General features: G+C 64.5%; 25 protein-coding genes. 10 read left to right on the forward strand and 15 right to left on the reverse strand.

Annotation, left to right across the window (positions count from 1 at the left end; genetic code table 11):
• Nucleotides 1-119 precede the first annotated feature (119 nt).
• From LB535_RS13030 to LB535_RS13045, 4 genes are all read right to left on the reverse strand, one after another.
• On the reverse strand, nucleotides 120-536 hold the full coding sequence (locus tag LB535_RS13030) for a DUF1284 domain-containing protein (RefSeq protein WP_224632472.1): 417 nt from the start codon (nucleotides 534-536) through the stop codon (nucleotides 120-122).
• Nucleotides 533-1141 (reverse strand): biotin transporter BioY, encoded by a 609-nt coding sequence (locus LB535_RS13035; RefSeq protein ID WP_224546925.1) that lies wholly within the window; start codon nucleotides 1139-1141, stop codon nucleotides 533-535. The genes LB535_RS13030 and LB535_RS13035 overlap by 4 nt, the downstream gene beginning before the upstream one ends.
• Nucleotides 1142-1346: 205 nt before the next feature.
• On the reverse strand, nucleotides 1347-2012 hold the full coding sequence (locus LB535_RS13040) for a GntR family transcriptional regulator (RefSeq protein ID WP_224632473.1): 666 nt from the start codon (nucleotides 2010-2012) through the stop codon (nucleotides 1347-1349).
• A 100-nt stretch (nucleotides 2013-2112) separates the two neighbouring features.
• Nucleotides 2113-3126: a polyprenyl synthetase family protein gene (locus LB535_RS13045; protein WP_112095919.1), complete on the reverse strand. Its 1014-nt coding sequence runs from the start codon at nucleotides 3124-3126 to the stop codon at nucleotides 2113-2115.
• 154 nt (nucleotides 3127-3280) lie between these two features.
• On the opposite strand from LB535_RS13045, the gene LB535_RS13050 reads away from it, so the two are divergent.
• From LB535_RS13050 to moaB, 6 genes are all read left to right on the forward strand, one after another.
• A complete protein-coding gene (locus LB535_RS13050) occupies nucleotides 3281-3505 on the forward strand; it encodes a DUF2007 domain-containing protein (RefSeq protein ID WP_027164594.1) in 225 nt (74 codons plus the stop codon).
• Nucleotides 3505-4302: a tRNA1(Val) (adenine(37)-N6)-methyltransferase gene (locus LB535_RS13055; protein WP_224605272.1), complete on the forward strand. Its 798-nt coding sequence runs from the start codon at nucleotides 3505-3507 to the stop codon at nucleotides 4300-4302. The genes LB535_RS13050 and LB535_RS13055 overlap by 1 nt, the downstream gene beginning before the upstream one ends.
• A gap of 242 nt (nucleotides 4303-4544) precedes the next feature.
• Nucleotides 4545-5402, forward strand: coding sequence for a S49 family peptidase (locus LB535_RS13060; RefSeq protein ID WP_095768714.1), 858 nt, complete (start codon nucleotides 4545-4547; stop codon nucleotides 5400-5402).
• 85 nt (nucleotides 5403-5487) lie between these two features.
• Nucleotides 5488-5673 carry an NfeD family protein gene (locus LB535_RS13065; RefSeq protein ID WP_095768715.1) on the forward strand — a complete coding sequence of 62 codons (186 nt, stop codon included), beginning with the start codon at nucleotides 5488-5490 and terminating at the stop codon, nucleotides 5671-5673.
• A gap of 25 nt (nucleotides 5674-5698) precedes the next feature.
• A complete protein-coding gene (locus tag LB535_RS13070; RefSeq protein ID WP_224632667.1) occupies nucleotides 5699-6592 on the forward strand; it encodes a 4-(cytidine 5'-diphospho)-2-C-methyl-D-erythritol kinase in 894 nt (297 codons plus the stop codon).
• Nucleotides 6579-7136 (forward strand): molybdenum cofactor biosynthesis protein B, encoded by a 558-nt coding sequence (moaB, locus tag LB535_RS13075; protein ID WP_224546921.1) that lies wholly within the window; start codon nucleotides 6579-6581, stop codon nucleotides 7134-7136. Before LB535_RS13070 ends, moaB begins: the two co-directional genes overlap by 14 nt.
• 36 nt (nucleotides 7137-7172) lie before the next feature.
• On the opposite strand, the gene LB535_RS13080 is transcribed toward moaB, so the two are convergent.
• Nucleotides 7173-7676, reverse strand: a complete 504-nt coding sequence (locus tag LB535_RS13080) for a glycosyltransferase (protein WP_095768718.1) — start codon at nucleotides 7674-7676, stop codon at nucleotides 7173-7175.
• A 148-nt stretch (nucleotides 7677-7824) separates the two neighbouring features.
• Here LB535_RS13080 and LB535_RS13085 point away from each other — a divergent pair, with 148 nt between their 5' ends.
• Both LB535_RS13085 and LB535_RS13090 read left to right on the forward strand, forming a co-directional pair.
• Nucleotides 7825-8979, forward strand: a complete 1155-nt coding sequence (locus tag LB535_RS13085; RefSeq protein WP_224632474.1) for a PA0069 family radical SAM protein — start codon at nucleotides 7825-7827, stop codon at nucleotides 8977-8979.
• Between the two features lie 194 nt (nucleotides 8980-9173).
• Nucleotides 9174-9872: a ribonuclease HII gene (locus LB535_RS13090; RefSeq protein ID WP_224632475.1), complete on the forward strand. Its 699-nt coding sequence runs from the start codon at nucleotides 9174-9176 to the stop codon at nucleotides 9870-9872.
• A gap of 446 nt (nucleotides 9873-10318) precedes the next feature.
• On the opposite strand, the gene LB535_RS13095 is transcribed toward LB535_RS13090, so the two are convergent.
• The 7 genes from LB535_RS13095 to LB535_RS13125 all read right to left on the reverse strand — a co-directional run bounded on the left by LB535_RS13095 (nucleotide 10319) and on the right by LB535_RS13125 (nucleotide 16001).
• Complete coding sequence (locus tag LB535_RS13095; protein WP_140845810.1) at nucleotides 10319-10810, reverse strand: F0F1 ATP synthase subunit B; 492 nt, start codon at nucleotides 10808-10810, stop codon at nucleotides 10319-10321.
• A gap of 11 nt (nucleotides 10811-10821) precedes the next feature.
• Nucleotides 10822-11403 carry a F0F1 ATP synthase subunit B gene (locus LB535_RS13100; RefSeq protein ID WP_095768722.1) on the reverse strand — a complete coding sequence of 194 codons (582 nt, stop codon included), beginning with the start codon at nucleotides 11401-11403 and terminating at the stop codon, nucleotides 10822-10824.
• 60 nt (nucleotides 11404-11463) lie between these two features.
• Complete coding sequence (locus tag LB535_RS13105; protein ID WP_027164582.1) at nucleotides 11464-11688, reverse strand: F0F1 ATP synthase subunit C; 225 nt, start codon at nucleotides 11686-11688, stop codon at nucleotides 11464-11466.
• A 75-nt stretch (nucleotides 11689-11763) separates the two neighbouring features.
• The gene (locus LB535_RS13110) at nucleotides 11764-12522 is read right to left on the reverse strand and encodes a F0F1 ATP synthase subunit A (protein ID WP_095768723.1); all 759 of its coding nucleotides are present in this window, start codon (nucleotides 12520-12522) and stop codon (nucleotides 11764-11766) included.
• A gap of 65 nt (nucleotides 12523-12587) precedes the next feature.
• On the reverse strand, nucleotides 12588-12980 hold the full coding sequence (locus LB535_RS13115) for an AtpZ/AtpI family protein (RefSeq protein WP_224632476.1): 393 nt from the start codon (nucleotides 12978-12980) through the stop codon (nucleotides 12588-12590).
• Between the two features lie 390 nt (nucleotides 12981-13370).
• Nucleotides 13371-14552, reverse strand: coding sequence for a cell wall hydrolase (locus tag LB535_RS13120; protein WP_224632477.1), 1182 nt, complete (start codon nucleotides 14550-14552; stop codon nucleotides 13371-13373).
• 171 nt (nucleotides 14553-14723) lie between these two features.
• Nucleotides 14724-16001, reverse strand: coding sequence for an MFS transporter (locus LB535_RS13125; protein WP_224632478.1), 1278 nt, complete (start codon nucleotides 15999-16001; stop codon nucleotides 14724-14726).
• A 116-nt stretch (nucleotides 16002-16117) separates the two neighbouring features.
• On the opposite strand from LB535_RS13125, the gene LB535_RS13130 reads away from it, so the two are divergent.
• Nucleotides 16118-17038, forward strand: coding sequence for a LysR substrate-binding domain-containing protein (locus LB535_RS13130; protein ID WP_224632479.1), 921 nt, complete (start codon nucleotides 16118-16120; stop codon nucleotides 17036-17038).
• Nucleotides 17039-17274: 236 nt separating this feature from the next.
• Here LB535_RS13130 and der read toward each other — a convergent pair whose 3' ends face one another.
• Together der and LB535_RS13140 are read right to left on the reverse strand one after the other, a co-directional pair.
• Complete coding sequence (gene der, locus LB535_RS13135) at nucleotides 17275-18705, reverse strand: ribosome biogenesis GTPase Der (protein ID WP_224632480.1); 1431 nt, start codon at nucleotides 18703-18705, stop codon at nucleotides 17275-17277.
• A gap of 6 nt (nucleotides 18706-18711) precedes the next feature.
• On the reverse strand, nucleotides 18712-19377 hold the full coding sequence (locus LB535_RS13140; RefSeq protein ID WP_095768728.1) for a tetratricopeptide repeat protein: 666 nt from the start codon (nucleotides 19375-19377) through the stop codon (nucleotides 18712-18714).
• Between the two features lie 202 nt (nucleotides 19378-19579).
• Here LB535_RS13140 and LB535_RS13145 point away from each other — a divergent pair, with 202 nt between their 5' ends.
• Nucleotides 19580-20587 carry a polysaccharide deacetylase family protein gene (locus LB535_RS13145; protein WP_224632481.1) on the forward strand — a complete coding sequence of 336 codons (1008 nt, stop codon included), beginning with the start codon at nucleotides 19580-19582 and terminating at the stop codon, nucleotides 20585-20587.
• 16 nt (nucleotides 20588-20603) lie between these two features.
• Here LB535_RS13145 and sbmA read toward each other — a convergent pair whose 3' ends face one another.
• Nucleotides 20604-21881 carry a peptide antibiotic transporter SbmA gene (gene sbmA, locus LB535_RS13150; RefSeq protein WP_224632482.1) on the reverse strand — a complete coding sequence of 426 codons (1278 nt, stop codon included), beginning with the start codon at nucleotides 21879-21881 and terminating at the stop codon, nucleotides 20604-20606.
• Between the last annotated feature and the right edge of the window lie 29 nt (nucleotides 21882-21910).

Consider the following 21910-nt stretch of genomic DNA (forward strand, 5'->3'; position numbering starts at 1 on the left):
GGGGTCAGGCTTCAATTGCCGGGCGAATCACAATGCAATCATCCGGCTTAAAAAACGATGCCGCGTCAGCGAAAATCCCGCGCGGAGGCCCGGGACGCCCATATGCGGCATCGGGTTGCCTACAGATAGGTATCGCTGAATCCGCTGGCGGCAACCGTATCGCACAGGCCGGACCATTCGCAGCCGGAGCACGCCTGGCGCGTCAGGCCGGCGGAAAAAGCCTTGCGCATCTCCGCCAGTTTGGGGGCGTCCAGCACCAACCGGTCTCCGGCCTGGATCGGCCGCCCGAGGAGAGCGCCAACATCGCGCGCCGCCATCCGGTCCCGCTCGGCGGCGCTCTCGCGCAGGCAATGCGGCTCCGGCTCACCGAGCAGCGGGGCGCAGACGTCGTCCGGACCGGCAACGATCACCACCGCCTCGCGCTCACCCAACCGCTTCACCACCTTGTCGTAATTGGCGATGAAGGCCGGCGAGTAGCCCTTGCCGACATAGGTCAGCAGGCAGAGCAGATGATGGGCGCGCAGCTTGACGGTCATCGCGTCCCGGACGAGCGGTCGCCTTGCTCCGCACGATAGGTGGAAAAGAGCTTCAGCGTCGCCGCCCCCAGCGCCGACTTGAGCAGGCCGCCGACGATGAAAGGCACGAAGCCGAAGGTGATGGCCTTTTCAGCGCCGATCATGACGGCAAGCCAGGCGGTGCCCAGAACCAGGCAAAGCAGGTTGCCGATGAGCATGGCAGCGAAGGCAAGCATGACGCGGTTCCCGTTCCAGCCGCGTTCGGCCAGCCAGCCGACGACAGCGCCGACGACCGGAAAGGCGAAAAGATAGCCGCCGGTCGGGCCAACGAAATGCTGTATGCCAGCGGCGCCGCCTGCAAGAACCGGGAAACCGGCGGCGCCCTCGACGAGCCAGGCGGCGATGGTCAGCGCACCGAAGCGCCAGCCATAAAGCGCGCCGACCAGGGTGACGGCGAAGGTCTGCATGGTGACCGGAACCGGCACCATCGGCACCTCGATATAGGACGACAGCGCCAGGAACAGCGAACCGAGGATCACGGCTCCGATCTGCCAGGCGAGCGAACGGCTGTGCAGCCGCAATGGGCTGAAGGAGGGGTTTTGGGTCGAAATGGCTGCGTTGGTCACGGTGTCTTCCTTGGCTCGTGTGAATTATAGATAATTTTTCGACTTCATCTATTATCGAATCCATATTTTGAAACGAATGGCAAGCGCCTGCCCTCGAATTCGTCATTCCAGGGCGGAGCAAGGAGCGAAGCGACGTCGCTTCGCTCCTTGCTCCGCCCTGGAATGACGAGGCTGAGAAGCCTCGGCCAATCGCCAATCGCCAAACCTACCCCACGATGGCGAAGGCGTCGCGGGTCTTGCCGGAAGCGGTCTTGACCGGCTTCTGGCCGATCCATTGCACGTGCCGCCCGAGTGTCGCGGCGGCCGATTCGGTGTTGCCTTGTCTCAGGGCGCTCAGGATCGCGCGGTGATCCTGGTCGGTGCGGATTTCCCACTCCGAGCGCCAGGCCGCGAACAGGAAGCGCGCGCTTGCGGCGTGCAGGTCGTCGATGGTGGAGAGCAGGCGCGGCATGTTGCAGGGCGCCAGGATCAGCCGATGGAAGGTGCGATTGGCCTCTTCCCAGGAGCGCACGTCGCGGGATTTGTCGCCGGCCTTGGTCGCCTCCTCGGCTTGATCAAGGATCGACGCCGTGAGATGCGGCACGGCATGGCGCAGCGCCAGCACTTCGAGCGCCGCCCGCATCTCGGCCACCTCCCTGACCTCGCCGAGATCGAAAGAGGCGACGCGCACGCCGCGGCGCGGCTCGCTAATCGCCAGCCCTTGCGCCTCCAGGCGCCGGAAGGCCTCGCGCACCGGGACATGACTGGTGTTGAATTCCTCGGCGACATGGTCCTGGCGCAGCCGCGATCCCGGTTCAATGGCGCCCGAAATGATGCGGTCCGCCAGTTCCTTGCTGATGCGGACGGCGATCGTGTCTTCTTTGCTGGCCATATTTTATAGATAATTTGCCGGACCGCTCCTTGTCGAGACGGCCGGCGCGGGATTCACAGGCGCCCTGCCCGGCGGACGCAAATGAGCCGGATCCGCGGGCTCAGTTGACGCGGCTGATGCAGAAATCGATGACGTCGATCAAAGCCGACTTCTGCGGCGTCGCCTCCAGCGGGGCTAGCGCGTCGCGGGCGATCTCACCGAAATGGCGGGCGCGGCCGATCGTATCGGCGATGGCGCCGTGGCGGGCCATCAGGCCGATGGCCTTTTCAAGCCCGGCATCGTCGGCGACGTTGTCCTCGATGGCGCGCTTCCAGAAGGTGCGCTCGGCCTTGGTGCCGCGCCGGTAGGCTAGGATCACCGGCAGCGTCACCTTGCCCTCGCGGAAATCGTCGCCGACATTCTTGCCCAGATCCTTGCTCGAGCCGCCATAGTCCAGCGCGTCGTCAATGAGCTGGAAGGCAAGGCCGAGATTCATGCCGTAGGAGCGAAGCGCCGCGCGATCGGTGCGCGAGGCCTGGGCGATGACCGGCCCGACTTCGGCGGCGGCCGAGAACAGCGCCGCCGTCTTGGCCTTGATGACGGCGAAATGCTCGTCCTCGGTGGTCTCGAGGTTCTTGGCGGCGGCAAGCTGCATGACCTCGCCCTCGGCGATGATGGAGGCTGCCGCCGACAGGATGTCCAGCGCTTCCAGCGAGCCGACCTCGACCATCATGCGGAAAGCCTGGCCGAGCAGGAAATCGCCGACGAGCACGCTCGCCTGGTTGCCCCAGATCATGCGCGCCGTCTTCTTGCCGCGGCGCAGCGCGCTCTCGTCGACCACGTCGTCATGCAGCAGCGTCGCCGTGTGCATGAACTCGACCGCCGTGGCGAGCTTGACATGGCCTTCGCCGGAATAGCCGAACATCTGCGCGGCGGCGAGCGTGAGCATGGGCCTGAGCCGCTTGCCGCCGGAGGAGATCAGATGATTGGCGATCTCCGGGATCATCTCGACGTCGGAGCCAGCCTTGGACAGGATCAGCTCGTTGACCCGCCCCATATCGGCGGCTGTCAGATCGATCAAATCCTTGATGGAAGCGGGTTCCCGCTTGCCTTCGATGTTGAGAACGACACCCACCACGACAACTCCCGTCAATCTGACGCACCCTTGGTCCCTCGCCGACTCTAGGGCGGCGCAACCGGGCACGGCAAGAGGCGAATTAGCGCGGCTCCGCCGACGGAGTGTCCACGCGCACGTTTACACGAACGCCACAACCTGCGATTTTCGTTTCATGATCGAGCTTGTCCGCACCAACGACGCCGTCGTCATCTCCTTTGTCGAATCGCTGATGCGCGATGCCGGCATCGCCTGTTTCGTCGCCGACCAGAATATGAGCGTGCTCGACGGTTCGCTCGGCATCCTGCCGCGGCGCGTGATGGTCGATGCCGAAAAGGTCGATGCTGCACGGCGCATCCTCAAGGATGCCGGCATCGAGAACGAGATCCGCAAAAAATAATGGGAGCCAGCACCGCCCCCGTCCCGGATACGCCGGCGCACACGATCGATGCCTTCCATCGCGGGCGCTTCTGGCTGGTGCAGCCGAGCCGCGGCGGTCATCGCGCCGGCATGGACGCCATGATGCTGGCGGCCGCCGTGCCATCCGGCTTTTCCGGCCGGCTCGCCGATTTCGGCGCGGGCGCCGGCGCCGCCGCCCTTGCCGTGTTGTCGCGCTGTCCGGCGGCGCAGGCCGTGCTCGTCGAGCGCTCCGCCGAAATGGCCGGGTTCGCCACTGCCACGCTTTCGCATCCCGGCAATGGCCATCTCGGCGACCGCGCCTCGGTGCTGACCGCCGACGTGACGCTGACCGGTCGAGCGCGGACCGAGGCCGGGCTTGCCGACAACTCCTTCGACTTCGTCATCATGAACCCGCCGTTCAACGCGGCCGAGGATCGCTCGACGCCCGACGCGTTGCGCAGAGAGGCGCATGTGGCGGAGGACGGCCTGTTCGAGCGCTGGATCAGGAGCGCCGCCGCCGTCGCCAGGCCGCGCGGCGGGCTGGCCGTCATCGCGCGGCCCGAGCAGTTGGTTGCCATCCTGGATGCGATCGAAGGACGCTTCGGCGATGCCGAGTTGCTGTGCGTGCATCCGCGGCCGGATGCGGCGGCAATCCGCATCGTCGTCAGGGCGGTGCTCGGCGCGCGCGGAAAATTGTCGATCCGCCCGCCGCTCATCTTGCACGGGCCGTCCGGCAACGGGCCGGCGGAGCGGACGGAAATGATCAATAACGGCCTGGCATCGCTGTTCGGCGATTGATCCTTGAAGCGCGTCGCATTGAAATGGATTCTAGCGACGCGCTTCAAGTTTTTGTTTTATGTATGTCTTTTTCGCAAAACCGCTGCACACTTTTGCGCGACATGCACTGGCTGGCGATGCGGCATTGCCGTTGGCCGGCGAGTTCCTTACATGCCCAAGCAGGATGACGCTGCGCCCGTGAAACAGACCAACCGACCTGATCTCATCTTGCTCCTTTGCCTTTTGTCCGGAGACAATCGTTCGTGAAACGCCTTTTCAACCGCCTGCTGCCGAAATCCTGGCGCTCGACAGTCGTCACCATTCCGGTCATCCGGCTGCAAGGCCCCATCATGGCCGGCGGAGGCCAGTTCCGGCCGAGCCTGTCGCTCGCCTCGACGGCCGGCCTGATCGAAAAGGCGTTCGGCTTCGACGCGCCGGCGGTCGCCATCTCGATCAATTCGCCGGGCGGCTCAGCGGTGCAGTCGCGTCTGATCTTCAAGCGCATCCGCGACCTGGCGGCGGAAAAGAACAAGAAGGTGCTGGTCTTCGTCGAGGACGTGGCGGCCTCGGGCGGCTACATGATCGCGGTTGCCGGCGACGAGATCTTCGCCGACCCGTCCTCGATCGTCGGCTCGATCGGCGTGGTCTCGGCCTCGTTCGGCTTCCCGGAGCTGATGAAGAAGATCGGCGTCGAGCGGCGCGTCCACACCGCCGGCCAGAACAAGGCCGTGCTCGATCCGTTCAAGCCCGAGAAGGAGGAGGACGTCGAACGGCTGAAGGCGCTGCAGCTCGAAGTGCACGAAACGTTCATCGACCTCGTCAAGGAGCGGCGCGGCAGCAAGCTCAAGGACGACCCGGACCTGTTCACCGGCCTGTTCTGGACCGCCAAGCGCGGCCTCGAGCTCGGCCTTGTCGATGCGCTGGGCGATATGCGCAGCGTGCTCAAGACCCGTTTCGGCGAAAAGACGCAGCTCAAGCTGATCACCGCGCCGCGTGGTCTGTTCGGCCGTTTCGGCCTGTTCGGCTCGCGCGTTTCGGCGCCGGATATCGCGGCGGCCGCCGCCAGCGGCGTCCTCGATGCGGCGGAAGAGCGCGCGCTGTGGGCGCGCTTCGGGCTTTGAAAAAGCCATGAATGCGGCTAGCATGGCCGCTTGACCGAGCCTGTCCGGCCGGCCTTGCCGCGAGGACGCGGGAGGAGTTTTAGAGATGCCGCAGATCATTTTCTTCGCCGTTGTCGGCGCCGCCGCTTACTTTGGCTACCGCGCTTTCGTGCGCGAGGCCGAACGCGTGACGGCCAAGATCCGGCGTACCGAAAGACAGGCGGCGAACGGCACGACGGGCACGCTGGTCAAGGACCCCAAGACCGGCGAATATCGTCTCGCCAAGGACTGATCCCATCTCGCCAGCAGCCGACATCCTGGAGCCCGGCACAGAGGTCCGGACGTGGCTTGCGCCTGCCAAGATCAACCTGGCGCTGCATGTCATCGGACAGCGCGCCGACGGCTACCATCTCATCGACAGCCTTGCCGTCTTCACCCGCTTCGGCGACCGGCTCGAGATCGAGCGGGCCGAGCTCGATGAATTCTCGGTATCCGGCCGTTATGCCGCCGGGCTGCCGCTCGACGGCGACAATCTGGTGGTGAAGGTGCGCGATGCCTTGCGCCGGGAAGCCGGCATGCAACAGGGATCGCCGGTCGCCATCCGGCTGGAGAAGAACCTGCCCATCGCCTCCGGAGTCGGCGGCGGTTCGAGCGACGCGGCGGCCGCGCTTAATGGCCTGGCGCGGCTCTGGAAGCTCGATATCGACGACAATTCGCTGGCCCGGATCGGGCTTTCGCTCGGTGCCGACCTGCCGATGTGCCTCAAATCAAAGCCGCTGATCGCACGCGGTATCGGCGATGAAGTCTCGCCGCTATCCGCCTTTCCTGCGCTTGGCCTGGTGCTGGTCAATCCGGGCATCGCAGTCTCGACGCCGGACGTGTTCAAGGCGCTCTCCAGCCGCGATAACGAGGCGCTGCCGCCGCTGCCGAAGCGCCTTGATTTCCACACGATCCGCAACTGGCTGGAGACGACGCGCAACGATCTTGAGCCTGCCGCGCGTTCGATCGAACCTGCGATCGGCGAGGCGCTCAAGGCATTGAAAAAAGCCGACGCCGCCTTCGCGCGCATGTCCGGCTCGGGCGCCACATGCTTCGGCCTGTTCGAGACCGGCAATGTCGCAAAGCGCGCGGCGATCGAGATCCGCGCCCGCCACCCCGACTGGTTCGTTGCCGCGACGCGCAGCATGGAGGTGAGCGATGGCGAAGCTTGACGAAAGCCGGCCCTTCATTCCGGTGCGCATCGCCGTGCTTACCGTCTCCGACACGCGCGGCCTCGCCGACGACAAATCCGGACAGACGCTGGCCGACCGCATCGCGGAAGCCGGCCACAGCCTTGCCGCGCGCGATATCGTGACCGACGACCGCGACAAGATCCGCGACAAGGTGCTTGGCTGGTCGAAGGACGAAAACATCGATGTCGTGATCACCACCGGCGGCACCGGCTTCACCGGCCGCGACGTGACGCCGGAGGCGCTGGAGCCGATCTTCGAAAAGCGCATGGACGGCTTTTCGGAAGTCTTCCACCGCATCTCCTACGACAAGATCGGAACCTCGACGATCCAGAGCCGGGCAACAGGCGGCGTCGTCAACGCCACCTTCGTCTTCGTGCTGCCGGGCTCGCCCGGCGCCTGCAAGGACGCCTGGGATGGCATCATCAAGGCGCAGCTCGACTACCGGCACATGCCCTGCAACTTCGTCGAGATCATGCCGCGGCTGGACGAGCATCTCAGGCGCGGCGGCAAGCCCACCTCGTAAAGCTCAGTTAAGGCGCCCGGCCGGCACGGCGGGGCATCATTTCGGCGGCGCGATCCAGATTTCGGCGTTCAGCCTTCTGGTCGCCAGGCCGCGCGCCAGGGCTTCGGCGCTGCGCGCGCTCTTTGCCAGAGCCGAGGCCTGACGCTTGCTGATGACAAGCCCCTCGGCCAGTGCACGATTGCTCGAGAACACCCTGGCCAGGAAAGGCGCACGGTTGGCGCGGGCGCGTGAAAAGCGCGCCGGCATGGTCTGTTTCGCCGTGTGCGCCACGACTTCGTCGATCCAGCCCTCGGCGAGCCGCGCCCCTGGCTCGAGCAGGAGCAGCCAGTCGCCCTTGGCCTGGCCGATACCGGCGCCGATCCCGCCGGTCGCATAGTGGCAGCCGGCATGCTCGGCCACCCGGTGCGTCTGATCGGTCGAGCCTTGATCGCAGACGATCACGTCGCGCACGACGCCTTCGACCGCGCCGCCGACCAGCGAGGCGAGCGTACGGGCAAGCCCCTCTTCGTCGTTGCGGGTTTCGATAAGGACGCTGAGCATTTTAGCCGAATAGCGGAAAGTGCGGCGATGCGCCAGTTGTGCGCTTCAAGCGAAAAAGTTCTTGCTTTGTTCTCTTCGGCGAAATAGGAATAGTTTCATGAACAGAGCGATTCGACAGCCTGCCGACAGTCCCTGGGAGAGGGCGAAAATGGAACAGATCGTGCGCGCCGACATTGCCGCTTTCGGAGCAGGCCGAGCCGAGATGGCAAACGCGATGATCGAGCAGAGCGGCATGCGCGTGCGGCCCGATCGCAATCGCGGCCGCTCGGCCGGCATCAATCCGTCCGGCCGGTTCGAGCCGGTCAGCCGTCATGTCTTCGACGACGGCTGGAACTCGCTGGAGGAACTGCCGCCGTTCAAGACGGAAGTGCAGGTCGAAAAGCCGCGCACCATCATCACGCGCAACGAGTCGCCTGACATCTCCTTCGACCGTTCGATCAACCCCTATCGCGGCTGCGAGCATGGCTGCGTCTACTGCTTCGCCAGGCCGACGCATGCCTTCATGGGCCTGTCGCCGGGGCTCGATTTCGAATCAAAGCTGTTCGCCAAGCCGGATGCCGCGCGCATGCTGGACAGGGAATTGTCAAAACCGGGCTACCAGCCGCGCACGATCGCCATCGGCACCAACACCGATCCCTACCAGCCGATCGAGAAGCAATACCGCATCATGCGCGAGATCCTGGAAGTGCTGGAAGCGCGCGGCCATCCGGTCGGCATTGTCACCAAGTCGGCGTTGGTGACACGCGACATCGACATCCTGTCGCGCATGGCCGAGCGCGGCCTTGCCAAGGTGGCGCTGTCGGTGACGACGCTCGACCGCATGCTGGCGAGAACGATGGAGCCACGCGCCTCGACGCCGACGAAGCGGCTGGAGGCGATCAGGCAGCTTTCGGACGCCGGCATCCCGGCGTCGGTCATGGTGGCGCCGATTATTCCGGGGCTTACCGATCCGGAGATGGAGCGCATCCTCGATTCGGCTAGAGCCGCCGGCGCGCGGGAGGCCGGCTACGTCATCCTGCGCCTGCCGCTCGAAGTGGCGCCGATCTTCAAGGACTGGCTGTTGCGCCATTATCCCGACCGCTACCGGCATGTGATGTCGCTTATCCGCTCGATGCGCGACGGCAAGGATTACGATTCCGAATGGGGCAAGCGCATGAAGGGCGCCGGTCCCTATGCCTGGCAGATCGGCCGGCGCTTCGAGATCGCCGCCAAGCGGCTCGGCCTCAATGTCGAGCGGCGGCAGCTTCGCACCGACCAATTCGTCGCAGGCGCCAGTGCCGGCGAGCAGCTGATGCTGCTTTGACGCCAGCGCCGGCCATGACGGCCGGCGCTAAGCACTTCCAGGCAAAGCGATTTTCGGTCTGGAATTGCCATTTGTTTCGAAATCCCGTCCGGCCCCTGTCCCCCGGCTGTGAGACGGTGCCTTCCCGGTCCGACGCCCCATCCGACCCGGAAGGACTTGCGGAGAATCGGAGCCGATGCGAACCTCGCCGCACCATGGCTCGCGCGCGTTCCGATTCTCCGCTTCTCTTTGAAATGGTCGAGAAGCCCGACTTCTCGATCGAGACGAAAGCGATAGCAGACGGGCTGTGGCCGGTCGCCGGCATGGACGAGGCCGGCCGCGGTCCGCTCGCAGGTCCGGTGGTGGCCGCCGCGGTGGTGCTCAACCCCGCCAACATTCCCGAAGGGCTCGACGATTCCAAGCGACTCACCCATTTGCAGCGCGAGGCGCTGTTCCTCAAGATTCTCGGCTCGGCGCTCAGCATCTCGATGGCTTCGATCAGTGCCGAAGGCATCGACAACAGCAACATTTTGAAAGCCAGTCTCGAAGCGATGCGCCGCGCTGCCGCCGGCCTGTCCTTGCGGCCGAAGCTCGCCCTGGCCGACGGCCGCGACATACCGCCAGGTCTCGCCTGCGAAGGCCGCGCGCTCATCAAGGGCGACCAGCGCTCGCAGTCGATCGCCGCCGCCTCGATCATCGCCAAGGTGATGCGCGACCGCATGATGTGCGGCTGCGGCGGACATCACGAGCGTTACGGCTTCGAAGTGCATATGGGCTACGCGACGGTCCGGCACCGCACCGCGATCGAGGCGCATGGGCCGGTGGCACGGCTCCACCGGGCCTCGTTCGCGCCGTTCCGGTTGGGTGGGGTTGAGATGGCGGAAGAGGAAGAGAGCCTCGCCGGGCTGGAGTGATTAGCTGATCTCCCCCAATGTGGTTACGGCTTGCGGACATCCTCTGTCACTGGCGTGACTGATCGACCTGAGGCTTGATTGCCGGGTGGTTCCCCCAATCCGTCGCTGCTTCGCAGCGCCACCTTTCCCCCCTCCGGAGGGAAAGGAAGGGAGCGTTGCTGGACGAGCATTGACGGCAAAAGGCTTGGCGCCTTTCCTCTACCCCGTCGATCGGGGGAGAGGTGGCTCGGCGAAGCCGAGACGGAGTGGGGGTCGACCAGCGCTACATCAAACAATGCATGCGCCAAGCTGCCATGCACGCTATCGCCAAGACCAGCTGCTCGGAAATGTGTGCATAGCGTAGCCCCTTGTGGGGAAGATTGGCAGCTTCGGCGCCGCGCTCCTTCCAAACAAAAAAGCCGCCGGGTTGCCCAGGCGGCTTTTGATTTCGAAGTTTCGAAGTCAGCTCAGTTCAGCTTGGCCTTCACATCATTGAGCGCCGACTTGAACAGATCCGCGCCGGTCTTTACGTCGACCTTGGCGGCGAGCAGCGTGCGGGCGGCTTCGACGGCGATGTCGACGGCGGTGGCGCGCACTTCGCTGACCGCCTCGCGCTCGGCCTGGCTGATCTTCTGCTCGGCAAGCGCTGTGCGCCGGGCGACATAGTCCTCGGTCTTCTTGGCCGCCTCGGAGGCAAGCAAGTCAGCCTCGCGTTTGGCGGCAGCGACGATGTCGGCGGCCTCCTTCTCGGCTTCCTTGCGCTTCTGCTGATACTGGCGCAGCAGCTGCTGGGCCTCCTCGCGCAGGCGCCGTGCCTCTTCGAGCTCGCTGCTGATCTTGGCCGCGCGGGCGTCGAGCGACTTGGCAAGCATGCCCGGCACCCTCAGATAGACGACGGCGCCGAGGAAGATGATCAGGGCGATGGTGGCCCAGAGCGTGGCGAGTGATGTGGCGTCCATGATCCCGCTCCTCACCGGCTCGCGGATTTGACCGCGGCCGCGATTTCGGCCTTGTCGGCCTTGCCGCCGACAAGCGCCTCGACGATGGCCGAGGTCGTGTCCTCGGCGATAGTGCCGACTTCCTTCATCGCCTTGGCCTTGATCGAGGCGATGCTCGCCTCGGCCTCGCCAAGTTTCTTCTCAAGCTCGGCCTCGAGCTTCTTGCGCGTGCCCTCGGCTTGCGCCTTGGCGGCGTCGTTCGCCTGCTGGCCGATCTTGTTGGCGTTGACCTTGGCTTCCGCCAGTTCCTGCTCATAGGCAGCAACCGCGGCGTCCGCCTCGCCCTTCAGCCTTGCGGCATGGTCGAGGTCCTGGGTGATGCGGTCGTTGCGGACATCGATGATGCCGCCAAGACGCGGCATCACAACCCGCTTCAGGAACAGATAGAAGAGCCCGAAGGTGATGACCAGCCACAGGATCTGCGACGGGAAGGTCTTGGCGTCGAACGGCGGGAACGCTTCATGCTCCGCGGCAGGCACGGCAGTGCCGGCATGCGTATCGCCCTCGGCCGCGGCCGGCGCTGCTTCTTGCGCATAGGCAGATGTCACGAACATCTCATTCCCCTGTCCCTAGAACGGGCCGCACCATGCGGCCCCTTTCGTCAGCTCCGGCTCTTACTTGAAGACCAGGAGCAGAGCGATCAGGAGCGAGAAGATGCCCAGAGCTTCGGTCACGGCGAAGCCGAAGATCAGGCGGCCGAACTGGCCGTCGGCAGCCGACGGGTTGCGGAGCGCACCCGAGAGGTAGCTGCCGAAGATGTTGCCGAGGCCGATGCCCGCGCCGCCCATGCCGATGCAGGCGATACCAGCGCCGATAGCAGCTGCTGCAGTTGCGTCCATTTCAAAACTCCTGTGGTTTCTCTGTTCGTTGAAGTTGGTACGTTGGGTAAGCTGGCGCCGGGGCGCCGGTGAAAATCAGTGGCTCGGGTGCAGGGCGTCGTTCAGATACATGCAGGTCAGCACCGCGAACACATAGGCCTGCAGGAAGGCGACCAGCAGCTCGAGCGCCGAGAGCGCGACCGCCATGGCAAGCGGCAGCACCGAGCCGGCGATACCGACGGCGCCAAACGCGCTCAGGCTGACGACGAAGCCCGAGAACACTTTCAGCGTGATGTGGCCGGCCAGCATATTGGCGAAAAGACGAACCGAGAGGCTGACGGGCCGCGAGACGAAGGAGATGATTTCGATCGCCACCACCAGCGGCAGAAGGTAGCCCGGCACGCCATGCGGCACGAACAGCTTGAGGAAGCCGAAGCCGTGCTTGGCGAAGCCGTAGACGAGGACCGTGCCGATGACCAGGATCGCCAGCGTGAAGGTGACGATGATGTGGCTGGTGACGGTGAAGAAATAAGGGAACAGGCCGATCAGGTTGGCGACCAGCACGAACATGAACAGCGAGAACACCAGCGGAAAGAACTGCATGCCCTGCTTGCCCGCGGCATCGCGCAGCATGTTGCCGACGAATTCGTAGGCCATTTCGGACACCGACTGCAGGCGACCGGGAATCAAGGCCCGGCTGGCGGTGCTCATATAGAGGAAGGCGGACGCCAGGACGATCGTCACGACCATGAACAAAGAGGAGTTGGTGAAAGATACGTCGTAGCCGCCGATATGCAGCGGGATGATCGGATGGATCTGGAACTGGTGGATCGGATCGACCTTGTCAGCAGCCACTTTAAATCCCCGTCAAAGCCACAAACGGCTTTTAAGTTCACTTTAGCGCCCTGCGGCGCCTCACTTCATTCTTTCGGCTCGCGCGGCTTGCCGCCCTGGCCGAATTCCGATGCCAGTCCCGCCGAGCGCAGGACATTGAGTATGCCTGCGCCAAAGCCCAGCAACAGGCCGACGATCAGACCCCAGGGCGCTATTCCCGCCAGACGGTCGATGATCCAGCCCAAGCCGACACCGACCACCACTCCGGCGATGAACTCGCTGGACAGCTTCAGCGCCTGACCGTAACCGGTCGCAGCTTTCGCTTCGTCTTTCCCCTCGGACCGGTCCGTGCGTCTCGTCGCAAGCGATGCTTCGAGGTCGCGCCGGCGGCGCTCAAGTTCGTCGTCGCGGATGGTGGCTTCTGGCTGCCTGCCGCGGCCGGTTTCTCCGGTTCCGTCTGGCCCGGTTTTGTCGGCCATCGCAACCCCCCTGCCCGGGCAGACGATTGCCGTCCGTCCGCTTCTAAAGTCGCCGGCAACATAGTTAGAGGGTCCGCCCCCGTCAAGCCACGGGCCGAACTTCCAAGCGATGTATTTTTAACAGTTAAATCAACGGCTTATCGAGGTGCGACATCGTGCCCTTCACGCCTGCGTGAGGTAACGGCGCGAATCCGCGCGACAAGGCGCGTCCGCCGAGGCATTGCCGGGCGTCGGAGGAAGGTTGGCCGGGGTGGTATTTAAGCGGCTCAGCTCGAGCCACCTAAAGCGCGTCGCGATCCTTCAGATTCGCTCCATGCGCTTCAAGTTTTGATTTCGCGCATGTCTTTTCCCGAAACCGCTTACCACTTTCGGGAGACATGCTTTAACAGCTCAGCTCCAGCCGCCACCATAGGTGCGGTAGAAGATATGCAGGCCGATCCTGGTCATCTTGTGCATGGCCCGCGCCCAGCCCGGATGGACGTAATTGGCGTAGTAATGCGTCGAAGAGCCGACCTCGGGAATGAATATCTTGCCGGCGGTCACCGCCATGGCAACCTCCTGGGCGGTCTTGTACGAGGCCAGGTCGGTGATTGTCTTCTTCCTGCCGTCACAGGCAAAGGAGAACTGACAGCGGTTGAACCACTTGTCGTTCTGGTAGACGACGCCGCAGATCGTCTTCGGATAGGTCGGGTTGCGGACGCGGTTGAGGATCACCTGCGCCACCGCCGCCTGGCCGCGGACCGGCTCGCTGCGCGCCTCGAAATAGATGCCCTTGGCAAGGCAGGCCTGCTCGGGCTTGGAAAAGACACTCGCCGGCAGGGGAGTCTGCAGCCAGGCATGGTCGCCCTTGCCCATCGGCGGAATGAAGCGGCCATCGTTGGGATCGTCCTGCAGCAGCGCCTCGAAGGGCGAAGCCTTGGCGTAGTCGGGCGCGGACTGGGCATAGGCCGTGGCAAGTATGTCCGGCTTGTCGTTGTTGACGAGGGCGACAAGTGCCGCCGGCAGCGCCGGATCAGGCCTCTTGTCCTCGCGCAGATGGAAGGCCTGGGCGATCTGGACTTCCTTGCCCTTGATGCCCGGCTTGGCGAAGGTGAGCTTCAGGCCGCTGTCCATCGCGGGACGCAGCAGCGAGGAGGTGCGCTCGAAAATCGAGCCGGCGCTGAAATTCTTGGGCGGCGCGACCGGCGACACCTTGACGATGCGGCCTTTCTTGTCGGCGCGCACGACACGATCCTCATCGGGCGTCACGCCCACGACGCTGCCCTTGCCGCGGAAGGCGACGGTGCCCACCCCCGGCAAATTCACGCCGGAACCGGAGAGCGAGCCGGTGGTGACGGAATCGACAAACGGCATTTCGGCCGCGTGCACTGAGCCAGCTGCGGATTTCTCGATATAGGCGTTCCAGCGGGTGTCGGACGATTCCAGGCCGGAGATCAGGCTTGCCATATCCTGATAGGCGACGGCCGACGGGAAGCCGATCCAAATACCGAGCCCGAGTACCAAAGGAGGAAGAAAGGAACGTTTTTTCGCAACGGCGGCGGCGGCAAGCCGCAATGAAACGCGTCGATGCACGGAACTCTCCAGAACGCTACTGACCCCGGAGAGTCAAAATGAAGCATTAACCTTGATGCGGGGTTAACGACATCGATCATGTTCTTTTCATGTTTGAGGCAAGCCGGCTTGCAATTTCCACAGCGGGCCGATGAAGAATCAGGCCTGGGTGGGTGCATCAGTTTGGGCGAATCAGGCGGGGCGCAGGAAGATGGGCCACGCGAGCGCCGCGCAGATCGCGGCCGCGAGCCACACGCCGGGCCATGCGAAGACCACCAGCAGCCATGGAATGGCGATCGGCACCAGGCAGAAGCCGATGAACACAAAACTGTTGGCCAGGCTGAGCGCGGTGCCGACATGGCCGGCGCCGGCAAGGGTGGCAAGCTCGGTATAGGCGACGCCGTGCCAGGCCGAGACGGATATGCCGGCGACGATGACCATCAGTGGAAGCAGCGCCAGCAGCCACGGCGCGCCGGCAGCGCCGATCACCAGCAGCCACAGAGCCAGGAAGGCAAATGCGCTCAGCGCGCTGCAGAGTTTCAGGAACGGGCGACGGTTGCGGTGGCGGTCGGTGAAGCGCCCGCTCCAGACACGCATCGCCATGGCGCCGGCCTGCACAGCGGCAAGGCTGGCGCTGGTCACAAAGGTGCCCATGCCGGCGAAGTCATGCAGGAAGACCGAGGCGAAGGTCAGCACCGCGACCTGCGGGAAGCAGAGCAGGCCGATGGCGGTCGAGATGCGCCATACCTCGATGTTGCGCAACGGCGCCGGGCCAAGTGTCGCCGTGGCGGGGTGAGCGCCGCTTTCCACTGGCGGCTCGTGCAGCCAGCGCCAAGCAAACCAGGCCGAAAGCGCGGAGACGACAGCAAGCAGGCCGAAGACCGCCGTAAAGCCCAAACTCAACGCCAGCGACGGCAGGACAAGCGCGCCCAGCCCGCCGCCGAGCGGCACCGCCGTCTGCCTGATGCTCATGGCGAAGCCGCGCTCGCCCTCGCCGAACCAGCCCATGATGGCGCGGCCGCTGGAACCGTTGACGCTGCCGCCGAGCAGGCCGACGACGAGCAGGCTTGCCGACAGCAGCGCGACGCCGGGAACGGCCATTTTCGTCGGCACGACAAGCAGCGCCATGATGAAAAGCCATGCGGCCGTCGCCCCGAGCCCGGTCAGGAGCACGCGGCGGTCGCCCCAGCGGTCCGTGAGCACGCCCCAGGGCAGCTCGCTCAGCGCCACGCCCAGACCGAGTAGACCCAATGCCAAGCCCAGCGAGGCATTGTCGAGGTGGTAGCCCTGGCGCATCACCACCGCGGTTGCCGGAATGCCGGAGAAGGTGGCGGAGAAGCCGGCATTGGCGGCGACGCCGATGCCCAGCACCTTCCAGCGATGGTTGGGGCCGAAGGCGCGGCGGGCTGAGGCGCTGGCAATGTCTCCCGCGGGCGGCTGGCAGACATTTCGTGTGACGATGGCGGACATGGCTCCATTCCTGTGATGGCCGGCTGACGGCTTGACGGACCGGATGTAGCGCCGTAGCTTCATCCATAAAATCAGGAAGTTTTTCACCAACAATCCTGAAAATCAGGACTATCCCGATGCGCCGCGTCACTTTCGACCTCGATGTCCTCAGAACCTTCGTCACCGGCATGGAGCTGGGCAGCTTCGCCAAGGCGGCCGAACGGCTTGGCCGCTCGACATCCGCGGTCAGCGCGCAACTGAAGAAGCTGGAGGAGCAGGCGGACACGCCGGTCTTCCGCAAGGCAGGGCGCGGTCTGGCGCTCACCGAAGCCGGCGAGACGATGCTCGGCTATGCGCGGCGGCTGATCGAGCTCAACGACGAGGCGGCCTCCGCCATCCGCGACGTCGAGCTGGAAGGCTGGGTACGGCTCGGCCTGCAGGAGGATTTCGGCGAGGCCGTGCTGCCCGACGTGCTCGGCCGCTTCGCCCGCGCCCATCCCAAGGTCCGCATCGAAGCACGGATCGGCCGCAGCCACGACCTTGCCGAGCGTGTCCTGTCAGGTAATCTCGACATCGCGCTTGCCTGGCATGACGGCATGGCCCTGCCCTATAGCCGCCATGTCGCCGACGTGCCGGCGCGCTGGATAGGCCCGGCCAAGCCGATCGAGGCTGGTCCGCGCAATGGCGAGCCGCTGCCGCTGGTGGTGTTCGAGGCGCCGTGCCTGCTCAGAACCGTGGCGACCGAGACACTCGATCGCGCGGGCATGCCCTGGCGCATGTCCTTCTCGAGTCCTTCCCTCGGCGGCATCTGGGCGGCGGTGGCGGCGGGCCTCGGCCTGACGATCCGCACCGATATCGGCCTGCCTGCCAATGTCAGGGCGATCGCGCCGGGAGTCCTCGGGCTTCCTGCCCTGCCGACGATGGCGCTGCACCTGCACCGGAAGGACGCCGAGCTCGACCCGGTGGCAGCGCGGCTGGCGGAGATATTGCTGCAGGCGGCGCTGGAGACGCTGCCGGAGGGGACGCGAACCGGCGATGGACTGCGGGAGGCCGCTTAGCGTCTTAGCCGACGCCTTTCGACATCGTCATTCTAGGGCGAAGCAAGGAGCGGAGCGACGCAGCGCAGACCCGAGAATCCATTCCGTTACTTCGCGCGAGGAATGCAGCGGAGCAGAATTCTGAATCGTCGCGGCGCTTCTAAGTCACGGAATGGATCCTCGGGTCTACGCGCGTCGCTTCGCTCCTTGCTTCGCCCGTGGATGACGAGGGATCAGCGTCGGCGCTTTCCCAGAAGTCACCGCTTCTTCGCCCTGCCTGCAAACGGATTGTCCGAGGTGCGCAGCGCCATGCGGATCGGCACGCCTGGCATGTCGAAGGCCTCGCGCAGGCTGTTGGTCAAATAGCGGACATAGGATTGCGGCATGGCATCCGGGCGGGAGCAGGAGACGACGAAGCCCGGCGGGCGGGTCTTGGCCTGCGTGACGTATTTGATCTTCAGCCGGCGGCCGGCGACGGCGGGCGGCGGGTGATGCGCGAGGATGCCTTCCAGCCAGCGGTTGAGCTTGCCGGTAGAGACACGGCTGTTCCAGACCTTATGCGTCTTGATGACGCTTTCCATCAGCCGGTCGAGGCCGCGCCCGGTCTCGGCCGAGACCGTCACCGCCTGGATGCCGCGCACTTGCGGCAGGAGCCGCTCGGTCTTTTCGCGCAGCTCGGCCAGCAGCTCCTGCGGATTGTCGATCAGGTCCCATTTGTTGAAGGCGATCACCGGCGCCCTGCCCTCGCGGATGATGAGATCGGCGATCTGCAGATCCTGCTTCTCGAACGGGATGGTGGCGTCGAGCATGATGATGACGATCTCGGCGAAGCGGATGGCGCGCAGGCCATCCTGCACCGAGAGCACTTCCAGCTTTTCATGGATCCTGGATTTGCGGCGCATGCCGGCCGTGTCGAACAGCTTTATCCTGCGGCCACGCCAGTCCCAGTCGACCGAGATCGAATCGCGGGTAATGCCGGCTTCCGGACCGGTGAGCAGCCGCTCCTCGCCGATCAGCGCATTGATCAGCGTCGACTTGCCGGCGTTCGGGCGGCCGACGACGGCGATGCGCAGCGGCTTGGTGTCGTCATAGGGCGCTTCAGCATCCGGGTCGGCGATGTCCTCGCCGATCAGAACCTCGCTGGCGGCGATCTCGCCGGCTTCGTCTTCCTCATCCTCGCCGAAAGCGCGTTCCTGGCCGAGCGCTTCAATCACCGCATCGCGCAGATCCGGCATGCCCTGGCCGTGCTCGGCCGAGATCGGGATCGGCTCGCCGAGGCCGAGCTCCCAGGCTTCCAGCATGCCCCCCTGAGCGCCACGCGCCTCTGCCTTGTTGGCGACGAGCACCACCGGCTTGCCCGATTTGCGCACCACTTCGGCGAAGGTGCGGTCGTCGGGCATCAGGCCCGACCTGGCATCGACGGTGAAGAAGATGAGGTCGGCTTCGCGAATGGCGATTTCGGTCTGCTGGCGCATGCGGCCGGGCAGCGTCGAAGCCGCCGCGTCCTCGAAGCCGGCGGTGTCGATGACATCGAAATGAAGATCGTAAAGTTTTGCCGCATGAACGCGGCGGTCGCGCGTTACACCAGGCGTGTCGTCGACAAGCGCCAGCTTCTTTCCGACCAGCCGATTGAAAAGAGTCGATTTGCCGACGTTAGGCCGGCCGATGATGGCGACTTTGAAGCCCATCCAGGATCACGACACGTTGCCCGACCCGCGGATCAACTCGGACATCAGCTGCGCGCGCTGGCGCACATTGCGCGGGGCGGCTTCATCCGAAGAGATCTGGTCGAACAGTTTGAGCGCGTCCGCCGACTTGCCGTCCTTCCAGGCGGCAAGGCCGAGCGCCTCGCGCGCCGAATGGCGCAGCGGATTGGTATCGGCGGTGAGCGCCTCGATGCGGCTGGAGACATCGGCGTAGGAGCCGTGGTCGACGAGCAGGAGCGCCGCCCTCAGCCGCGCAATATCGCGAATGCCGGCAGGAATGGCGTTGTCGGCGGCGACCTCGTCGAAATCCTTGACCGCGCCGTCGACGTCGCCCTTGTTGGCCTTGACGGTCGCGGCGCGCATGCGGGCGAGCAGCGGATAGGCGCCGTAGCCGTCCTTCTCCAGCTGGTCGAGAGCGGCGATCGCTTCGTCGTTCTTGCCATCATTGGCGAGCTTGAGGGCCGCCGAGAAGGCGTCGCCCGAGCGGTTGGCGCGGGTTTCGTCCCAATAGCGGTAGCCGACGACAGCGGCGGTGCCGAGCACGATCAGGATGGCAAGGCCGAGAATGGCCGGGCCGAAACGGTCCCATAGCTTCTGCGCCTGCTCGCGACGAATCTCTTCGTTGACTTCGCGGATAAAACTGTCGTCCGACATCAATCAAAACCATTGCGGCCCCAGGAGGGGGCGCTTCTTGAGCCCGCGTTTTAGCGAAATTTCGTCGGCATGGAAGGGGGCGGACCGGAAAATCGGCTGAGAATGCCGGGCGCCCACAGTCCATACCTGAACGCAACCGCGCCACATTTGCGCGATAGCCGGCTTCCGATCGGCCGGAGACGTCCCCGCCAGAAGGTTGTCAATGCTTCGTTCGTACCGCGTCCTTGCGATCAGTCTTGCCTCGCTCGCCTCAGCCAATGCCGCCTTCGCCGATCCGCCGAAATCGCCAACCGTTTCGCCGGCCAAGCAGGTCGTGCTGATCTCTTTCGACGCCGCCCGCGATATCTCGCAATGGCAGCGCAGCCGGGCGCTGGCAAAGCGCACGGGCGCGCATTTCACCTATTTCCTGTCCTGCGTCTTCCTGCTCTCTCCCGAGACGCGGCTGCACTATGCCGGCCCCGGCAAGGCCGCCGGCAAATCCAATGTCGGCTTCGGCGCCTCAAAGCAGGATGTCGCCGACCGGCTGGAGCAGGTCCGGCTGGCCGCGGCCGAGGGCCACGACATCGGCAGCCATGCCTGCGGCCATTTCGACGGCAAGGCCTGGAGCAAGGCCGACTGGCTGGCCGAATTCGCGTCCGCGCGGCGCATTTTCGAGAATGCCTATGCGATCAACGGCATTTCTCCCGAGCCGGCCGGCTGGCGCAATTTCGCCCGCCATACCGTAACCGGTTTTCGCGCGCCCTATCTATCCACCGATAAGGCGCTTTACGAAGCCTTGCCCGAGGCCGGCTTTGAATACGATGCGAGCGGCGTCTCGAGCGGCCCGGTCGTGCCGCCAACCCTGAATGGCACAACCCGCTTCGCCCTGCCGCTTATCCCGGAGGGAGACAAGGCCAAGCCGGTCGTCGCCATGGATTACAATCTTTATGTCCGCCACTCGGGCGGCACCGAGAAGCCGGCCATGGCGAACGCATTCACCGAGCGCGCCTATCAGGCGTTCCGCGCCGCTTTCGAGGCTCAGTACAACGGCAAGCGCCTGCCGCTGGAACTCGGCTTCCACTTCACCCTGATGAACGACGGCGCCTACTGGAACGCGCTGGAGCGCTTCGCCGGCGAGGTCTGCGTGATGCCGCAAGTCGAGTGCATCAGTTTCCGCGACTATCTCGCGCGCCAGCGGCCCGGGCAGGCGCAGGCGGCGGTGGGCGGCTAACTGGACCGGCCGCGCTCTAGCCTGCCGGCTGATCTTCGGGACGCATGCCAGCTTGCTCGCGCTCTAGATAGTGCTGATCGATAGTCGGCAGTTGCTCGCCCTGCAACGTCGCTTCGAAGGCTCGCAAACGTTTGTGCACCGACTGCAGTTCAACAATCGTCGACCAGGAATTCAACAGGAACTGCAGCGAATTCGTCACCTTGCCGAATGCGTTCGATATCTGATTCAGGGCGCCGAACGTGATCTTATGCGCAACCAGCGAGGGCCCAAGGATGAGCAACGAAAAAATGTTGTCGGCCTGCAGGTAGGTGTAACGAACGACGTTGAAATAGATGTAGTGGAAATATAGCTTGAAATAATTGCGGCGAACATTGGCGAATAATTGTGTCGTCGTCGCCGGCTGCGCCCGATCGGGATGATCCTCGCCGTAGACCAGTTCCTTGCGATAGGCTGCCTCGACACGCTGATTGCGGAACTGCAGGCCCGGCAGCTTGAGACCCGCCACCATGACGGAAATCGTTCCGAACAGACACCAGCCCAATGCGGCAACGACCAGCGGCTGCGGGACCGTGCCGATGATCGGCAATTCGGTGATGTGGGCCTGCAGTTGAATCAAGACCGGCAGAAAGGCGATCAATGTCATGATCGACTGAACGAAAGTCGAGCCGAGATCTTCCATGATCTGCGAGAAGCGCATCGTGTCTTCCTGGATACGCTGCGAGGCGCCCTCGATGTGGCGCAGCCGGCCCCAGTTGGCCATGAAGTAATCGTTCATCGCGGTGCGCCAGCGGAAGATCCAATGGCTGACGATGAAGGCGTTGACCACCTGCACGTTCATGCCGACCAGCGCGAGCCAGGAGAAATCGGCCAACCCCTTGTAGAATTCGATGTCGGTCGAGGCCGTCGTTCCCGACATCAAGCCCTGAACATAATCGAAGAACGGGCCATACCAGTTGTTGACCGCAACCGAGACCTGAACGTTGAAGTAGATGAAGAACAGGATGACGGCGGTCATCAGGATCGACCAGTTCTGCCACGGGTGCGGGGCGTACCAGCTCCAGAAGGCGTAGAAGATCGCAACGCAGGCCACGAAGTACATGTAGAACCACAGAAACGGCTTCGACCACAGCACCGCGATGCCGATGATCGGCGGCGAACCGGCCGCCACGGGCGGCAGGCCGAAGACGGCGCCCAACTGCTCGCCGCCGAAGAACCAGAACAGGATCGCGGCAAGGCTCCAGACGGCCGCCGATGTGAAGAAGAGCTTCGGCTGCGGGAAGAAGGATACGAACACTGTGGCGGGTTTCCTCGGTCTGACCGCAA

Source organism: Mesorhizobium sp. CA10, assembly GCF_020165285.1.
GTDB lineage: Bacteria > Pseudomonadota > Alphaproteobacteria > Rhizobiales > Rhizobiaceae > Mesorhizobium.